General features: G+C 35.7%; 16 protein-coding genes and 3 tRNA genes. 16 read left to right on the top strand and 3 right to left on the bottom strand.

Annotation, left to right across the window (positions count from 1 at the left end):
• Window positions 1-105: 105 nt before the first annotated feature.
• From hemF to sucD, 8 genes are all read left to right on the top strand, one after another.
• Window positions 106-930: an oxygen-dependent coproporphyrinogen oxidase gene (gene hemF / locus ACIPNH_RS03680; protein ID WP_264707465.1), complete on the top strand. Its 825-nt coding sequence runs from the start codon at window positions 106-108 to the stop codon at window positions 928-930.
• Window positions 931-1,011: 81 nt separating this feature from the next.
• A complete protein-coding gene (locus ACIPNH_RS03675) occupies window positions 1,012-2,223 on the top strand; it encodes a hypothetical protein (protein WP_400771802.1) in 1,212 nt (403 codons plus the stop codon).
• Window positions 2,224-2,291: 68 nt separating this feature from the next.
• Window positions 2,292-2,363 (top strand) — tRNA-Glu (locus ACIPNH_RS03670).
• A gap of 28 nt (window positions 2,364-2,391) precedes the next feature.
• Entirely contained in the window at window positions 2,392-3,078 is a 687-nt protein-coding gene (locus tag ACIPNH_RS03665; protein WP_400771800.1) for a 16S rRNA (uracil(1498)-N(3))-methyltransferase, read from the top strand.
• Window positions 3,079-3,287: 209 nt separating this feature from the next.
• Window positions 3,288-3,361 (top strand) — tRNA-Pro (locus tag ACIPNH_RS03660).
• 199 nt (window positions 3,362-3,560) lie between these two features.
• On the top strand, window positions 3,561-3,761 hold the full coding sequence (gene rpsU, locus ACIPNH_RS03655) for a 30S ribosomal protein S21 (RefSeq protein WP_006279819.1): 201 nt from the start codon (window positions 3,561-3,563) through the stop codon (window positions 3,759-3,761).
• Between the two features lie 37 nt (window positions 3,762-3,798).
• Window positions 3,799-4,950, top strand: coding sequence for an ADP-forming succinate--CoA ligase subunit beta (gene sucC / locus ACIPNH_RS03650; RefSeq protein WP_400771798.1), 1,152 nt, complete (start codon window positions 3,799-3,801; stop codon window positions 4,948-4,950).
• 3 nt (window positions 4,951-4,953) lie between these two features.
• Complete coding sequence (gene sucD / locus ACIPNH_RS03645; RefSeq protein ID WP_400771796.1) at window positions 4,954-5,829, top strand: succinate--CoA ligase subunit alpha; 876 nt, start codon at window positions 4,954-4,956, stop codon at window positions 5,827-5,829.
• Between the two features lie 8 nt (window positions 5,830-5,837).
• Here the strand turns inward: sucD and dapF are convergent, their stop codons facing one another.
• Window positions 5,838-6,626: a diaminopimelate epimerase gene (gene dapF, locus ACIPNH_RS03640; RefSeq protein WP_179951353.1), complete on the bottom strand. Its 789-nt coding sequence runs from the start codon at window positions 6,624-6,626 to the stop codon at window positions 5,838-5,840.
• Window positions 6,607-7,194 carry a nitroreductase family protein gene (locus tag ACIPNH_RS03635; protein WP_400771794.1) on the bottom strand — a complete coding sequence of 196 codons (588 nt, stop codon included), beginning with the start codon at window positions 7,192-7,194 and terminating at the stop codon, window positions 6,607-6,609. Before ACIPNH_RS03635 ends, dapF begins: the two co-directional genes overlap by 20 nt.
• Window positions 7,195-7,279: 85 nt before the next feature.
• On the opposite strand from ACIPNH_RS03635, the gene ACIPNH_RS03630 reads away from it, so the two are divergent.
• The 6 genes from ACIPNH_RS03630 to petA all read left to right on the top strand — a co-directional run bounded on the left by ACIPNH_RS03630 (window position 7,280) and on the right by petA (window position 13,040).
• Window positions 7,280-7,807, top strand: coding sequence for a biotin transporter BioY (locus ACIPNH_RS03630; protein WP_400771792.1), 528 nt, complete (start codon window positions 7,280-7,282; stop codon window positions 7,805-7,807).
• Window positions 7,804-8,205, top strand: coding sequence for a DUF1284 domain-containing protein (locus ACIPNH_RS03625; RefSeq protein ID WP_400771790.1), 402 nt, complete (start codon window positions 7,804-7,806; stop codon window positions 8,203-8,205). Before ACIPNH_RS03630 ends, ACIPNH_RS03625 begins: the two co-directional genes overlap by 4 nt.
• A 164-nt stretch (window positions 8,206-8,369) precedes the next feature.
• Entirely contained in the window at window positions 8,370-9,245 is an 876-nt protein-coding gene (locus ACIPNH_RS03620; RefSeq protein ID WP_007548480.1) for a tetratricopeptide repeat protein, read from the top strand.
• 275 nt (window positions 9,246-9,520) lie between these two features.
• Window positions 9,521-9,593, top strand: a tRNA-Val gene (locus ACIPNH_RS03615).
• 52 nt (window positions 9,594-9,645) lie between these two features.
• Window positions 9,646-12,354 carry a DNA topoisomerase (ATP-hydrolyzing) subunit A gene (gyrA, locus tag ACIPNH_RS03610; protein ID WP_400771786.1) on the top strand — a complete coding sequence of 903 codons (2,709 nt, stop codon included), beginning with the start codon at window positions 9,646-9,648 and terminating at the stop codon, window positions 12,352-12,354.
• A gap of 86 nt (window positions 12,355-12,440) precedes the next feature.
• Window positions 12,441-13,040, top strand: coding sequence for a ubiquinol-cytochrome c reductase iron-sulfur subunit (gene petA, locus ACIPNH_RS03605; protein WP_400771783.1), 600 nt, complete (start codon window positions 12,441-12,443; stop codon window positions 13,038-13,040).
• Between the two features lie 9 nt (window positions 13,041-13,049).
• On the opposite strand, the gene priA is transcribed toward petA, so the two are convergent.
• Window positions 13,050-15,392, bottom strand: a complete 2,343-nt coding sequence (gene priA / locus ACIPNH_RS03600) for a replication restart helicase PriA (RefSeq protein WP_410543849.1) — start codon at window positions 15,390-15,392, stop codon at window positions 13,050-13,052.
• Between the two features lie 144 nt (window positions 15,393-15,536).
• On the opposite strand from priA, the gene ACIPNH_RS03595 reads away from it, so the two are divergent.
• Together ACIPNH_RS03595 and ACIPNH_RS03590 are read left to right on the top strand one after the other, a co-directional pair.
• Window positions 15,537-16,757 carry a hypothetical protein gene (locus ACIPNH_RS03595; protein ID WP_400771777.1) on the top strand — a complete coding sequence of 407 codons (1,221 nt, stop codon included), beginning with the start codon at window positions 15,537-15,539 and terminating at the stop codon, window positions 16,755-16,757.
• Window positions 16,758-16,782: 25 nt separating this feature from the next.
• Window positions 16,783-16,899, top strand: a 117-nt coding sequence (locus ACIPNH_RS03590) for an IS630 transposase-related protein (protein WP_400771409.1), incomplete at its 3' end; no start/stop codon positions are given.

Raw genomic sequence — 16,899 nt, 5'->3', positions numbered from 1 at the left:
TATTATAGATTTATTAACGTCTTTGATAGATAATTACCATCCAAATCTAATTAAGTTCCTTAAGTATCAGATATAACAATGTTAATAAGCTAGTAAGAGGATATTATGGAAAAACAAAAAACACAAGCACTTAAATGGTTCTGTGCACTAAGAGATAAGATCATAGAATCTTTCTTATCAATTGAAAAACAATCATCCGCAGAACCAAAGATCGAAAAGAGAAAGTGGGATCGCCCAGGTGGTGGAGGTGGTGAATCTACAATTATTTTTGGTAATGTTTTTGAAAAAGTTGGAGTAAACGTTTCAAAAGTACACGGAAAATTTGCAGATTCAGCCATTAATGAGATTCCTGGTGCAAGTGAAAGTAACGGAGAGTTTTGGGCAAGCGGTATATCTTTAGTGTCTCATATGCAATCGCCCCTTATCCCTGCAGCACATATGAACACAAGGCTGATATATACTTCAAAACAATGGTTTGGTGGAGGAATGGATTTTACGCCAATATATAAAAATGAAGAAGATTGCAAGTATATCCATGAATCAATCAAAATGACATGTGATAGATTTGACACCGGATATTATCCAAAATTTAAAGAGCAATGTGACAATTATTTTTTCTTACAACACAGAAAAGAGCCACGTGGTATTGGTGGCATTTTCTATGATAATCTGAGTTCTGGCAACTGGGAAAACGATTTTGAGTTCACAAAAGCAGTAGGTGAAGCCTTTTTGGAAATTTATTCGCACGTCATACGTAAACATATGCAAAAATCTTGGACAAAAGAACAACGAGAAAATCAATTAATAAAACGTGGCAGATATGTAGAATTCAATCTGTTATACGATCGTGGCACAAGGTTTGGTTTAATGACTGACGGCAATCCAGATGCAATTATGATGTCAATGCCACCACTTGTTAAGTGGTTATAGAGAGCTGCTATTAGTAGAAAATAAATCATCATAGTTTAAAATTGTACCATGGTAGTGAGCTTTTATATAGGGGGTATAATCATGGGCATAATAGATAATTTTTTAATTAAATCTGTCAAAAACAATGACATAAAAGGTGTTAAACTGACTCTAATTCTCTATGATGCATTAAATAGTTTTAGAAAATTCTTTTCAAAGACTATGTCTTTCAAGAATACAGGATCATTTGATATAAATAATAATCAAGCTTTAAATCAGGCTTTAGGACATGCTACAGATCACAAAATAATGGAATTGCTGATTAATCGTGGAGCTGATATCCACTCAATAGATGAGAATGGAAAGAATGTTATAATTCGTGTTATTGAGAGTTTAGCAGAATCAAAAAATCTAAAATTGGATAGTGAGAAAAACTTACCAGCAGAGATAATTCTTCACCCCACAGTTTCCTTTTTACTAGGAAAAGGCGCAGAGTATTATTCTACAGATGATTTGAATGTTGAAGCTATACAACAAAAACCTCCTAGAACCTCTGAATATGAGCCAATAACTATGTACGCTGAGGTGAACAACAATGTAATACCACCTCAAAAACCTCCTAGAACTTTTGAGTATAAGCCAAAGAGCACTAATTATGATGCTTTGCCTTCAAAAGAGCCAATTTACGCTGAGGTGTATGATGCTAAGGTTAGTAACTCATTAGGGGAGAATGGTTATTTGAGTGTATCAGAAGAATCTATTTATGCTGAAATATATGATTCACATAAAAAATCCACTGAAAATTTATCATTGGAAGATAGTGGTTATTTGAGTATATCAGAAGAACCTATTTATTGCACTATAGATAATCTTTCAGAACAAAAAAAGCCTGCTAGCCTAAAACAGAAAGAGCCAGAACAGTCGTCAGAACCTATTTATGCTAGGGTAGATTTGTCCAAGAAAAGAGCAGAAAGAAAAGCAAAAGACATAAAAGCTAATTCTGGAACTTGCCATGGGTTAGTGCAAGATAAAGTGAATGATTGGCAAGTGAAGCTAAATGAGCTAAGTGCTAATAAGTCGATAAGTCAGCAACAGACTAATGATCAAAAAATTAAGACCAAGGCTGGCTTTAGTGTAGAAGAAATAAGGCAGAAATATGAGCGTAGAGATTCTGGCTACGATTCTGGCTATGATTCCGATACAAAAGTTGAACAACAATTAGAATTAGCTCCTAAATCTGAGATAGGTTCAGTGAGTATTGAGCATGGAGTAATAGGAGGCTGTCGATATAAGATTACTGATATATCCCTCTAACTATGTGATTCAAAATAATTGAATTGACTTTATATATGTAATCGATATAACCTAGTTAGATTCAAGTTGACTCTTTCGTCTAGTGGTTAGGACACCACCCTTTCACGGTGGTAACACGGGTTCAAATCCCGTAAGAGTCACTCAAATAGAATATAATTAAAGTTTTAAATGGGAAAAATTAGGCTTTATGTTGAAGAAGCTTTATCACAAGGCGTGAGTTTAGCACTTAATCCACAACAAAGTCACTATATTTGCAATGTAATGCGGCTTAAGAAGTATGATAATCTCTCTCTTTTTAATGGAAAAGATGGAGAATGGTTAGGAGAAGTAGTTAATATATCGCGTAAATTGACAAAAATTACACTCAAAGAATGTGCCAAACAACAGCAATATGAGGAAAATTTATACCTGTATTGTGCCATGGTAAAAAGTGCTGCTTTGAACAACATAGTAAGACAGGCAACTGAAATGGGAATAACTTGCATTCAATTTATTTCAACGGAACGTACAGTAGTAAAAAACATTAACCTAAGTAGAGCAAAATTACAAGCAATCGAAGCAGCGGAACAATCCGGTAGGATGAGTATACCAGAGATTTTGCCTCCTATTAACTTTTGCAAATTACCTGATTCCCAGAGTAAAAATTTTGTTTTATGTGATGAAACAGGTAAAGCTGATAAAGTGCTGAAAGGTAAGAAAAATGTTGCTATTATTGTTGGCCCTGAAGGTGGTTTTTCATCTTATGAACTTGATCTTGCCGATAAGTTTTGTCAAAAATTGAGTCTAGGAAAAAGAATTTTAAGAGTCGATACCGCTGTGGTTGCTGCACTAACTTTCACCAATTGGTGTAGCTAGATTTTTAAATATGGCTAAGATAAAGAAATCTGGTTCAGTGTTGCGCGCACAAAAACCCTGTAGACTTTCTACGAAGCAGTCTGTTGTTAAAGAGGAGCTAATAAAAAACATATTCTAAGATAATATTAAATCTCATATTATATTTTTTCTAAAGTAAACAAATGAATCTTGCATTTTGCCTGAGTTATTGATACTCTGAGTAAAGAAGTCGGGGCGTAGCGCAGCCTGGTAGCGCATTTGGTTTGGGACCAAAGGGTCGGGAGTTCAAATCTCTCCGCCCCGATGTTAGTATAATTGTAAGAACGCTGTAACATAAGAGTAATCTCCATCAGTAAGCAAGTAGCTGACACTGGAATGACATTATTCACCATGTAAATTATGGCATATTACATTTTAACGCTCAAGTTTATAAAATAATTGACAATGTTAATTTTCTAATTTATAAATAGATTTTGAAATGATTACCGAAGGAGGTATAGAGTTTGATAGAAGTATCAGTCCATTATGGTGATGTAGACAGAGCTCTTCCAGTATTGAAAAAAACAATTCAAAAGGAAGGAAGAGGGTTGAAAATGAAAAAACAATATCATGAAAAAAAATCAGAAAAAAGAGCTAAAAAGAAAGCTGAAGCTAAAAAAAAGAGGTACCAACAAGAGTGCAGAAGGCAACGTTATGGTTGGTAGTTTGTACTCAAGTTAATAGTTTATCATTGGTTATTTTATGAATATTCACGAATATCAAGCGAAAGAAGTTTTGCATAAATTTAATGTCCCAGTGCCAAAAGGTTTTATTGCTACATCTGCAGAAGAAGTAAAGACTCAAGTAAGTCAATTAAAATCTGACGTGTTTGTAGTTAAAGCTCAAATTCATGCAGGTGGTAGGGGTAAAGCCGGTGGCGTAAAGCTAGCAAAGTCAGTTGAAGAAGCTCAACAGTTTGTAAAGGACATGATTGGTATGACTTTAGTTACTCATCAAACAGGGCCAAGCGGGCAGCAAGTAAGAAAAGTGTACGTTGAAGAAGGCTCAAGCATTAAGAAAGAGTATTATTTAAGCCTGGTAATCGACCCGAAGCTCAGTAGTCCAATATTCATATTTTCCTCAGAAGGTGGAATGGACATTGAAGAAGTGGCGAAAAATTCTCCTGCAAAAATTGTGAAATTTGATATTGATTCTGCTACAAGTTTTGATAGCAGCAAGTTAAGCAGCAGTTTTGATTTGAGTCCAGAACAAATAGAAAAAATATCGAACATTGCAAAAAAAATATATGATGCGTTTATTGCAACTGACGCGAGCCAAATTGAAATTAATCCACTGGTTGAAACAAATTCTGGAGATTTTATTGCGCTCGATGCGAAAATTAATTTCGATGACAATGCTTTATATCGTCACCCAGAAATTATGGAACTTCGTGATTATGATGAAGAAGTGAAAGAAGAGATAGAGGCTTCAAAATATGGGCTCAGTTACATCAAAATGGATGGCAGTATTGGTTGCATGGTAAACGGTGCAGGTCTTGCTATGGCAACAATGGATATAATAAAATACTACGGAGCAGAGCCTGCTAACTTTTTGGATGTTGGTGGTGGAGCGAGTAAAGAAACTGTAACTGAAGCATTTAAAATTATATTGTCTGATAGCAACGTAAAAGGAATTCTGGTTAACATATTTGGTGGTATAATGCGTTGCGATATTATTGCAAGTGGAATTGTTGCTGCTGCAAAAGAAATGAGCATTGAAGTTCCTCTAGTGGTTAGATTATCAGGTACTAATTTTGAAGAAGGAAAAAAAATTTTAGAAGAGTCGGGATTAAATATTATTGCTGCAGATGAACTGGGTGATGCTGCACAAAAGATAGTAAAAGAGGTAAAATAAAGCATGTCCGTTTTAGTAAACAAAGATACAAGATTAATATGCCAGGGTTTTACTGGTGCACAAGGCACATTTCATTCAGAGCAAGCAATTGATTACGGAACGAAAATGGTTGGCGGTGTAACTCCTGGAAAGGGTGGTAGCACTCACCTTAGTTTACCGGTTTTTAATACTGTAGCAGAAGCCAAAGAAAAAACCGGTGCAAATGCTACAGTTATATATGTACCTGCTAAATTTGCTGCTGCTGCAATACTTGAAGCAATAGATGCAAAAATAGAATTGATAGTTTGTATTACAGAGGGCATTCCTATACTTGATATGGTGAAAGTTAAGCGCGCGCTTGTTGATTCAAAAAGTCGATTGATTGGTCCCAACTGCCCGGGAATTATTACGCCTGAAGAGTGCAAAATAGGAATTATGCCTGGCCATATCCATAAGCGTGGACACATAGGAATTATGTCTCGCTCTGGAACTTTAACTTACGAAGCAGTAGCACAAACAACTGCTGTTGGTCTTGGTCAATCCACATGTATCGGAATTGGGGGGGATCCAGTTCATGGTATGACATTTGTTGACTGTATGGAGCTCTTTTTAAAAGATAACGATACTCATGGTATTGTAGTTATTGGTGAAATAGGTGGAAACGAAGAAGAAAATGTATCACATTTTGTGAAAACAGAAAAAACTAAAAAGCCAATCGTTGGTTTTGTAGCAGGCCAAACGGCACCTCCAGGAAGACGTATGGGACACGCTGGAGCAATCATCTCTTCCAGCGGTGGAAGTGCTGGTGCAAAACTAGAAGTTATGCGGAGTGCCGGGATTGCAATTGCTGAAACCCCTGCAGTAATTGGTAAGAAGGTATTGGAAGTAATGCATCACTAGAATTAGGGTCACAAAAACCCTATATCACCGGTCATGAATACGTTATTTGCCCATTCGATTAATAACTTCCCTCCTGGTAAATTTACTGAAGTCTGTTGGACAGTCAGATATCCACGTAGTGTGGATGTAACAAGTGCTGCACAGGCTGCACTACCGCATGATGCAGTAATGCCTGTACCTCTTTCCCAAACTCTTAAAGCTATTTCTCCAGACTTTTCAACTTGTGCAATACTAATATTAATTTTCTGAGGAAATAATACGTGACTTTCCAACTTTGATCCTAAACTTTGCAATGGTATTTCATTTACGTTATCAACAAAAAAAACTATGTGAGGATTACCAATATTTACTGCAACAGGATCTTTTAGCATTTCAAGCTCTATAGGTAAGTGAAGAGTGTCACACTCAGTAGACAAGGGAATTTCATGCCATTTTAGCAAAGGTTTGCCCATGTTAACCTTTATGGATTTATCACCCACTTTAAAACACTCTAAAATGCGTTTGTTTACCAGCTCAATAGTGATATACTCAGTACCTTTTTCTGACATTATCAAATATCCAACACAGCGTGCTGCGTTTCCGCACATTTCAGCTCGACTGCCATCAGCATTATAGATATGCATAAAACAGTCTGCAGCATTAGACATTGTTATAATTATCACTTGATCACAACTGCTTTGATCAGCAATTTGTCTATGGTTCCAGTCTAAATTGTTTGTTGAACGTGAGTCTATGATAACGAAGTTGTTACCAGTGCCGTGCATTTTGATAAAATTTTCAGGACCTTGGCCACTCATCATAAAAAAACATTTCTTCTATTGGTCTCCTTTTTTTCTTACTTGTTTCAGCGCCCTCTTCTTCGTAACCAACCGCTATCACTGACATTACGTTAAAGTCATTGGGTATATTGAACTCTTTCACTATTTTATCTCTATCAAATCCACCCATTTGATGGGCCATTAAGTTCATAACTGCAGCTTGTAACATAAGTCCATAATTTGCTGCACCAGTATCATGATTAGCCCAAAGATTTTCTCCTTTACCTTGTTTACGGAAGTTTTTAGCACTTAAAGATATGATTAACACTTGTGCATCTTTTGCCCATTTTTGATTAGATTCATCAAGGCAATTTAGCAGCTTTTCCCATGCGCTTTGATTGTTCTGTTTGTTGCATATTACGTATCTCCAGGGTTCATCACCAAAACATGAGGGAATCAGCCTTACAGCTTCCATTAAAATATCCATGTCTTCCTGAGATATTGCTCTTGTAGGATCGTATGAACGTCCGCTGTGTCTTGCTTTCATCAACGATAATAGATCTTGTTTACTCATCATTTTTAATTTAATAGTGCATAAATAATTCATTGTAGCACAATATAAGCAAAATTTAAATTGCAAAACCTCTCATACACATATATTACATTTAATAAGTTATTTTTATTGGGAAGGTATGTTTATAACACAATCTAGCAGCAGATCAACACTGGCTGAAATATTGTCTTGCATTTTACTTTTATTCTTGATGGCTCAAATAAGCATACCATTGCAGCCTGTGCCTATCACATTGCAAACTTTAGGAGTAATGCTTATTGGGCTTAAATTTAACCGCAGAACAGCATTTTATTCTGTGCTTACATATCTATCACTTGGTGCAGCAGGATTGCCTGTTCTTGCGAATTTTTCTGGTGGTTATCACATTTTTCTCGGACCAACAGGTGGATATTTAATTGGCTGTTTAGCTGCCGTTATGGTAATGAGCAAAGTAAATGAATTACTGAACTCTAAGTATAAATCATTTGTGTGTAATTCTTTAAGTTGTCTGGCTGGTACAGTTATAATCTTTGTTTGTGGTGTTAGTTGGCTTGCTGTTTACTTGGGTCTGAGACAAGCAATAATGGTGGGTGTTTTGCCATTTATCCTTCCTGGTTTGGTAAAAATTTTTCTACTTGTAGCAGCTTTGCAATATTTGAAAAAATGATAAAATTCCGCCCTCATCATTTCATGTGCACCCTCGCGTTTCGGGGATATGGGTATTCTCAGGGTTTTGTAGAAAATTATAAAAGGATAGCAAGCAAAGTAATTAGTACTCAAATCGAAGTAGTTGGTAACCTTGATAATATCTGTAGTGCTTGTCCAAATCAGACTAAACAAGGTAAATGCACCACACAAGCTAAAGTTTTAGAGCTAGATAGAAGGCGTATGGAAATTTTAGGAATTAAAATTGGCGAGACTTTGACCTGGAGTGAAGCGGTAGAAAAGATTAGGGAGAAAATGTCTTTAGAGAAATTCGAGTACGCATGTGAGGGGTGCAACTGGCAGCCATATGGAATATGTAAAAATGCCCTTTTAAATTGTCATTCCTATAAAGGTAGTTGACAAAATGTTAAGATAAATCGAAGCATTTTTGTGGAAATAAAGCGAAATATGGAAGACAAAAGATAAATGCATTCTGAAAGGCTACACAGCATGTTCGTCCCGCTAATTAATAATATCTTTATTATTGTATGAGATAGGTAATTTAGCATTTATGAATTTGTAATGTGTTGCATATAGCTCAAAGAAATAAGGTTTACTGGTTACACGCTGCAGCCAATGCCACAACACTAGGACCTATGTTTATCTGCATGTTAATTTGCGTTGTGATTTTATGGAGGTCTTCTGTTACCTATGCTAGTGAAAATTTGGAGATACAGAAGGCCTTTGATAGTGTTGTCAAGCATATAAAAGCTGATAAAAAATATAAAGATCTTGATGTTATTGAGAGAAAAAGTGATAAATTTAACATCAAAATTGCGCAGAATTCTGGCAAGAGTTTTGACATATACTCTACTTTAAAAAAAGCAAAAGATTCCTTTGAATCAGGAGATAATGAAACAGCTATTTCTCTCCTTAATCAGATCATTGCAAAGTTTCCTTATCATAAAAATGCTTTAATTGGATTGGGAAATATTTATTACGCTAATAAAGAATACAAAAAAGCTGTAGAGATTTACACAAGACTGTTAAAAGAACACCCTAGTAACCCTTACATATTAAAAAATTTTCTGACGATAATCTCACAATATGATCCTGATCTGGCGTTGAGTGAAATGTTAAAATTGTATGATATACATAAAAATTATGCTCCTTTATTAGCAAATTTAGGTCTGATCTATATGAAAAAGGAGGATTATGTAAAAGGTAAAGAGTATATGATAACTGCTATTTCCCTCGATGAAAACAATATTTTTTATACTTATAATTTAGCTGTTATTCTAGATAAACTTTCAGATTTTCAAAATGCTACAATATTCTACTTAAAGTTGTTAAACATGGCTACAACTTCGAAAGATGTGAGTGAAAAAATACCTTTATACAAAGTGACAGCAAGACTAAAATTTATAAAACTTCACAGCACGCACCCAAAGATTTCATAAAAGCTTATAGCTTACCTAAAGCTAATTTATCGTATCTGTTCAGGCAATGGCGTCAACTTAAGGACACATTTTAGACTTCTGTGTTGAAATAAAACAGAAACAAAAGTGCTGTCCCTTGCACTCTTTGGATAATTTAATGGTAAAAGTTTTAGAGAGAAATTTTATACACTATCGCTGATATTTTTCCTTAAGTTGACGCCATTGGCTGAACGGATACAATTTATCGCTATTTTTGTTTACAATAATAATATTGAGCTATAGAATTAGATCTAAAGGGGCAATTAGCTCAGCTGGTAGAGCATCTCGTTTACACCGAGGAGGTCGGCAGTTCAAGTCTGTCATTGCCCATTTGCTTAACTGAATGTTAGTATTATTAATTACTTCAATTAAAGTATAGAAAATGCAGGATAATATAGTACCAATCTCAATAGTAAAAGAGCTGGAAGATTCTTATCTTTCCTACGCAATGAGCGTTATCATAAGCCGGGCTATACCTGACGTGCGAGATGGATTTAAACCTGTTCATAGGCGCATATTATATGCAATGTCGAGAGCTGGATTCGATGCTGGTAAGCCATATAAAAAGGCAGCTCGTATAGTAGGGGATGTAATGGGGAAATATCACCCACATGGTGATGCAGCTATTTACGATTCCTTGGTTAGAATGGCCCAAGATTTCTCTCTTCTTTTACCACTTGTTGATGGGCAAGGTAACTTTGGTTCGATAGACGGAGATCCACCAGCTTCAATGCGATACACAGAAGCAAGACTTCAAAAAGTGTCGCACTTTTTACTGAATGATATTGATGAAGATACAGTTAATTTTAGGCCAAACTACGATGGAAATGAAACAGAACCAGTTGTGCTGCCTGCAGAGTTTCCGAATCTATTGGTAAACGGTGCAAGTGGTGTTGCAGTTGGTATGGCAACCAATATTCCTTCTCATAATCTTGGAGAAATAATAGATGCTTGTATATTATATGTAGATAATCCTGAAGTTACTTTGGATGAGTTACTTGAAGTGATGCCAGGGCCGGATTTCCCAACTGGGGGAACGATTCTTGGAAGGTCTGGAATAAGATCAGCATTTGCAACGGGTCGTGGATCAATTGTTGTGCAAGGCAAGACTCACATAGAAGACCTGCCACAAGATAGGCAAGCAATAGTGATTGATGAAATACCTTACCAGGTAAATAAAGTAAAATTAATTGAGAAGATAGGTGAGCTTGTAAAAGAAAAAAGAATTGATGGCATAACAGAAATTAGGGATGAGTCCGATAAGTCTGGTATTAGAGTAGTAATTGACCTCAGAAGAAATGCTGAAGCAAGTTTTATACTTAATCAAATATTGGGACTAACTCCACTAAGAAGTAGTTTTAGTGTTAACACTTTAGTACTCAATAACAACAGACCTGCTTTGATGTCGTTAAAAGAAATCATAGCTGCTTTTGTTGACTTTAGAAAAGAAGTGTTAATCAGGAGAACAGAATTTCGTCTAAGAAAAACGAGAGAAAAAGCTCATATATATATAGGGCTCTACATTGCGGTCCTCAGCATAGATAAAGTGATAAAAATCATCCGCGGTGCAAAAGATCCTGCGGAAGCAAGTAGAGAACTTTTAAATAAAGAATGGAAAACTTCGAATGAAATCAACACTATCATCGAGTTGATTTCAGATAGCGCAAGCTTTTTGAAAGATGGAGTGTATAGATTAACTGAGCTACAAATTAAAGCTATCCTTGATATGAAACTGCAGCGTTTAACAGGCCTTGAAAAAGACAAATTAGAAGCTGAGCTAAGTTCAATGATCAACCTGATAAAAGAATATATCGCTTTTCTTGGCTCAGAAGAGAAGTTGATGAAGGAAATAAAAAACAATCTACAAGAAATAAAGAACAGATTTGCTGTGCCGCGAAAAACTTCAATAGAGGAATCAGATACGGACATTGAAGCTGAAGATCTAATTCCACAAGAGGATATGGTGATAACCGTAACTATGAATGGTTATATCAAGCGTGTGAAGCTTTCTCACTACAGCACTCAGCGTCGTGGTGGAAAAGGAAAGCTAGGACAAGGATTAAAAGAAGAGGATGTAATCACAAAATTATTTGTTGGGAATACCCACACTAGCCTCTTATTCTTTTCTAATATTGGTCGAGTTTATAGATTAAAAGTTTATAAGTTGCCTCTTGCAGAACCAACTGCACGTGGAAGAGCACTTGTTAACATATTTCCGCTTAGCGATGGTGAAACTATAACTAATATCATGCCATTGCCAAGTGAAAATGACGAAAATCAAAACATAGTTTTTGCTACTGCTCATGGAAACATAAGGCGTAACTCTTTAGCGGACTTTCACTATATTCCAAGCAATGGAAAAATAGCAATAAAGCTCGATGAAGGAGACAAATTAATATCGGTTAAAGTATGCAATGCAATTGATCATGTTTTTCTTTCAACAAGATTCGGCAAAAGTATCAGATTTGTTGTAAGTGATGTGCGTCAATTTAAAAGTCGCAATTCAGATGGCGTAAGAGGTATCAAACTTGCAAAGAATGACAGCGTGATATCCATGACCATATTAAATGGGATAGGTGTAGCAACAGAAACAAAAGAACTTTACTTAAAAGTTCCACTTGCAAAAAGACTGGGAACTGCAATTAATACCTCCATTGATTATAAATTGGAAAAGACTTTAAATGATTTAGGAATAGATAACGAATTATTCTTAAAACTTGCAGTGAATGAGGAGTTTATATTAACTATTACTGAAAATGGCTTTGGTAAAAGAACTTCTGCGTATGAGTATAGAATAACTAATAGGGGTGGTGTTGGTATCACCAATATTCTTACTACTAGCAGAAATGGTAATGTTATTGCTAGTTTTCCAGTTGAGCAGGGTAATAATATAATGCTTATTACAGATAAAGGAAAGTTAATTCGTATTTCAGTAAATGATATCAGGATTGCAGGACGTAGCACTCAGGGAGTAACTCTATTTAAAACAGAAAGTAGAGAAAAGGTGGTGTCAGTAGCGAAAATTGAAGATCCTGATTCCACTGAAGATAGTATTTCTGAAGTTGAAAACTCTATCTCTTCTCAACTGTAGTACAGGTTAAACAAAAAGCGCAAGTTTTTGTTGATTAATACGCAGTATTTAAATTAAAATATATACTTATGGCTAAGTAAAGATCAATGGACAAAAATTTAACTAAAAATAAAAAACCACTGGCAGACAAAGAGGATAAAAAAACACCTCCTGTTAAAGATCTTACTAAAAATAAGAGTAGGAGAGATTTTATAACATTAACTACATGCGCTATGGCAGGTATAGGAGCTGCAAGTGGACTTTGGCCACTGGTTAAATCTATGAATCCTTCTGCTGAAGTTCTAGCAACTTCCACAGTGGAAGTGAATTTGTCTGGAATTCAGGAAGGACATGGAGTAAAAGTAAAGTGGCAAGGTAAACCAGTATTCATTCGTAGACGCACAAAGCAAGAAATTGAGGCTGCAAGAGCTGTGAATGTGAAGAGCTTGAGGGATCCTCAATTAGATGAGCAGAGAGTATACGAAGGAAAAGACGAATGGTTAATCATGATCGGAATATGTACACATCTTGGGTGTGTACCGGTTGACCACGCTACAAGAGATGGTAATGGTTGGTTCTGTCCTTGCCACGGTTCATATTATGATACATCAGGCCGAGTGATTGGGGGTCCTGCACCAAAAAATATGGTTGTACCTGATTATTTTTTTCCCAGTAAGAATGTTGTGGTAATTGGCAAGAAGGCTTAACGGAACTCGTTAAAAAAAACTCACAGGATCAACATCTATTATCACTGCAATACTCGAATTCAAGTTACAATTTTTAATCCAATATTTCAGCTTTTTTTGTATAGATAAACTGTGTTTATTGTGTATTTTTAATAATACCCTATACCGATACTTATTATTTAAAAAATTTATCGCTGCTGGTGATGGGCCAAGAATTTCAAATTCCTTTTTGTCTACACCTACATTTTTTTCCTGGATACAAGTAGTTAAGCTACTTGGATGACAAAGAAGAGATTTTACTATTTCATTCGCTGCTTTTTGTGTTGCAATCTGATTCTTACCACAAATGATAAGCGCTATTAATCTGCTAAATGGTGGCATTTTGGCTTCACGTCTTGACTTAAGTTCAATTTCATAAAATGAGTCCCTTTTTTGATGCAGCAATGCTTTTATTATTGAACTTTCAGGGTTATTGGTTTGCACTATTACCATTCCTTTTTCATTAAACCTTCCTGACCTGCCTGCAACTTGGTGCAATAATTGATACGTCTTTTCCGCTGCTCTCAAATCAGAATTTTCGAGGCTCAAATCTGCATTCATTACTCCAACCAAAGTTAATTTGGGAAAATTGTGCCCTTTAGCAATTATTTGTGTGCCGATTATAATGTTCACCTCTTCTTTCAACACTAAGTCAATTACGTTACTAACCGACTTTTGATCGCTGCTTATCATCGCAGTTTTTGCGTTTGGTATTAATTTCACCATTTCTTCAAGTAACTTTTCAATTCCTATGCCGTAGAGGGACAACGGCTGTTCACTTTGGCAATTAGAGCATTTTTCTGGAAGTTTCAATTGATAAGAGCAGTGGTGGCACAAAAGAGCATTTTTTTTCTTGTGATATGTAAGCCAAACAGCACAATTTAAGCAGGAAATTTTATATCCACACTTTTTACAAACTGCCAGTTGTGCATACCCTCTGCGGTTTAGAAAAAGCATAACCTGCTGTTTTTTCTCTATGGTTTGTTTGATGCTTTCAAAAAGCTCAGAGGAGATCCATTGCTTGTTGTTCCTCATATCTACTACTTTAATGAGTGGCAATTCTGCACCACCAAATCGTTTAGTTAGCTTTACATGATTGTAATTCCCGTTTCTAACATGATGAATCGTTTCAAGCAGTGGAGTAGCTGATGATAAAATAATCGGAATATTTTCAAATTTGGCTAAGATTATCGCCATATCTCGAGCATTATATATAATTCCCTGTTCTTGTTTAAAAGATGAGTCGTGCTCTTCATCAACGATAATCAATTTTAGGTTTTTATAAGGCAAAAAAAGCGCTGACCGTGCACCAATAATTATCTGCGCATTTCCATTTGCTATATTGAGCCAATTATTCCGGCGAGTTTTTGGAGTGAGCCCTGAGTACCATTCAACTAAGTTTTTTGATATCTGACCGCGAACACGATTTACCAATTGTGAAGTTAAAACAATTTCAGGTAGGAGGATTAAAATTTGTGTATTACCTTCTCCTGATGTCATTTCAACATATTCTGGTGTCATACTAGTACGTGGCAAAGACGGTATGCTAAATGTTACAGTGGGTTTTGCCTTGAGTATAAAGGTGTCATTCCAGTGTTTGACACTGGAATCCAGGAATTTTGATTGTAAATTAGGTATTGGTTTTAAGTTAAAATAAACATTTGTAATGAGGTTATATGAAAAACTGGATCCCAGTGTCAGGCTACTCGGATGACACCCTCTTGGTAGACCCAAATCACAATGTTCGTACAGTTGTGTCTCTGGGCACTGGGATGGTAAAGTCTGAGCAGCATTTGGAACGGCAGTGTAATTCTTAATCAATTGTGCAATCACAGAGAGATAAACTTCCGTTTTTCCAGATCCTGTCTCACCGTCAAGCAAAGTCACTGAATACTCGTTCAAATTGCTGATTATTTTATCACTAGCTATCTGCTGTTCAGGGCTTAATTGGCAACTTATTTCACTTGTTTCCTGCTTTTGTTCAACACAAACCAATTTATCTATGTGATTTACTTTTAACACTCCTCCCATTATCACTTTGGCAAGCATACCAATAGGTATTAAATTGTATTGTGCAACCCACTCTGCAAATGCAATCAATTTTGGTCTAATATTTGGTAAATCGATTTTTTGCTCAATAAATTTTAATTCTCGGTTACTTTTATCACTGTATTTCCAAACTATTCCGATTAAGCGTTTTTTGCCAAATGGCACCACTACGTAATCTCCAAGTAAAATCTCAGTATTTTCCTCAATTGCATATGAAAATAACTGATCAATTGGAAGTGGTAGTAATACGTCAACTGTTTTTGCCATAGTGATTGAGTTTAACATTGTTTTAAAGAGCTTGTAACTTTATTAAGCTTGGCAATATAGATGAATCGGTACAGAGAAAATCTTAACGTTTAACACATTTTTCATAGTACAGACCGTATGATTGATAAATAAAATGATTTATAGAATTTGTGGAGGCTACCAATGGTCAACGACAAGATTACTTTGAACTTTGAAATAGAAAAAGGCGAACCTATAGATCGATACTACTTTTCTGCACATATAAAGCTTACAGATGAAAGCAAAAATCTTTTGCGCGAGAAGCTTGGCAGTACAATTCAATTCGATAATCTAGATGATCACTTCAATCTTAACCATGAGAATTTTTATATCTACTACAACAAATATAGTGAGCACAATGGTAGAAGTGAGCTACACGTTAGGGATGATAACGGTAAATATTTAACCTCCAATCTTCCACTTAATTACTATGGATTCTCAATGGAACTATCACCTGACGGAGCGTCAATTGCAGATTATGGTTTTTATCCTCTGTATGCAATCTATAACCCAAATCACTATGATAAAGCAAAGGAAAAAGTATTTGATGATCACGGTGAATTGTCACCAATTGCATCAAATGTGTTAGATAATTTTTTAAGCAACACAAATAGCTTAACCACACAAGATATATTACAAAATGTATTCTCACAACTGCAGAAGAAAGCTGATGAAGAAGCAGAAAGATTGGCAAGAGAGAGAGAAGCAGAAAGACAAAGGGAGGAAGAGTTAAATGAAAAGAACGAGGAGTTAAAAGAACTTGTAGAAAAGGATGAGATTAAAATATTCAAAGTGGTAAAAGGTAATGATTTAGGTAATGGGCATTCAGCAGTAGTTTTACAACTTGATGGGGAAGAAGGTGACAAGATACCTCTCGACTCTAGTAAATACTACATAGCAGAGTATAGACACCACCCAGAATGGGAAGGCGATGAATATTTAAATTTTGTTAGCCCTGATAGTGATATGCTGGTTAATTATGAAAACTTATTTTTTGTGCTCAATCAAAGCTCCTACTCAGACTTTGAAAGTGGGTTTTATTCAGAAAACAGAACCGATCCCCATAATTATGCTAAATATTCAAAGGAACCATATTTGAGTGGTGACCAGCTATCTGAAAAATTATCTAATGAATTGGAGGAAGATAGCAATCAGATAGGTACTGAATTTACAATTGATGATGAGCAAGTAGACGAAGAAGTTGTGGTAGAGAGTGAAGCCAAGTCTGGGGAGAAAGGAACGGTTGGTGAGGATAACGCAAAAAATACTATACAGGAAGAAGAATCTAACTATATAGATCAAATGCAAGCGGATGATAGCAGCAGTTATAGCTCTTTTCATAGAAGTCCGGATGTGATAAGATAAGGATAGAAGATGATAAGGAGGNTGAGTGCCAGCAGCATATAGTTATGACTTAAGGAAAAAAGCAATGGAAGCGCTAGACGAAGGAGAAAGCAGAGAAACAGTGGCAGCAAGATTTAAAATTGGACGAACTACTTTATGGGAG

It is taken from the genome of Wolbachia endosymbiont of Drosophila barbarae (assembly GCF_044752445.1).
Taxonomy (GTDB): Bacteria; Pseudomonadota; Alphaproteobacteria; order Rickettsiales; family Anaplasmataceae; genus Wolbachia; species Wolbachia pipientis.
The sequence above is the reverse complement of the archived record's forward strand: the minus strand, read 5'-3'. Positions and strand labels throughout refer to the sequence as shown.

Excerpts from the sequence above, each read along its gene's own strand:
- petA (WP_400771783.1), top strand. The coding sequence starts at position 12,441 with ATGGACAAAAATTTAACTAAAAATAAAAAACCACTGGCAGACAAAGAG.
- ACIPNH_RS03635 (WP_400771794.1), bottom strand. The coding sequence starts at position 7,194 with ATGAATTATTTATGCACTATTAAATTAAAAATGATGAGTAAACAAGAT.
- sucD (WP_400771796.1), top strand. The coding sequence starts at position 4,954 with ATGTCCGTTTTAGTAAACAAAGATACAAGATTAATATGCCAGGGTTTT.
- hemF (WP_264707465.1), top strand. The coding sequence starts at position 106 with ATGGAAAAACAAAAAACACAAGCACTTAAATGGTTCTGTGCACTAAGA.
- ACIPNH_RS03595 (WP_400771777.1), top strand. The coding sequence starts at position 15,537 with ATGGTCAACGACAAGATTACTTTGAACTTTGAAATAGAAAAAGGCGAA.
- priA (WP_410543849.1), bottom strand. The coding sequence starts at position 15,392 with ATGTTAAACTCAATCACTATGGCAAAAACAGTTGACGTATTACTACCA.
- ACIPNH_RS03675 (WP_400771802.1), top strand. The coding sequence starts at position 1,012 with ATGGGCATAATAGATAATTTTTTAATTAAATCTGTCAAAAACAATGAC.
- gyrA (WP_400771786.1), top strand. The coding sequence starts at position 9,646 with ATGCAGGATAATATAGTACCAATCTCAATAGTAAAAGAGCTGGAAGAT.
- ACIPNH_RS03625 (WP_400771790.1), top strand. The coding sequence starts at position 7,804 with ATGATAAAATTCCGCCCTCATCATTTCATGTGCACCCTCGCGTTTCGG.
- ACIPNH_RS03665 (WP_400771800.1), top strand. The coding sequence starts at position 2,392 with ATGGGAAAAATTAGGCTTTATGTTGAAGAAGCTTTATCACAAGGCGTG.
- sucC (WP_400771798.1), top strand. The coding sequence starts at position 3,799 with ATGAATATTCACGAATATCAAGCGAAAGAAGTTTTGCATAAATTTAAT.
- ACIPNH_RS03630 (WP_400771792.1), top strand. The coding sequence starts at position 7,280 with ATGTTTATAACACAATCTAGCAGCAGATCAACACTGGCTGAAATATTG.
- dapF (WP_179951353.1), bottom strand. The coding sequence starts at position 6,626 with ATGAGTGGCCAAGGTCCTGAAAATTTTATCAAAATGCACGGCACTGGT.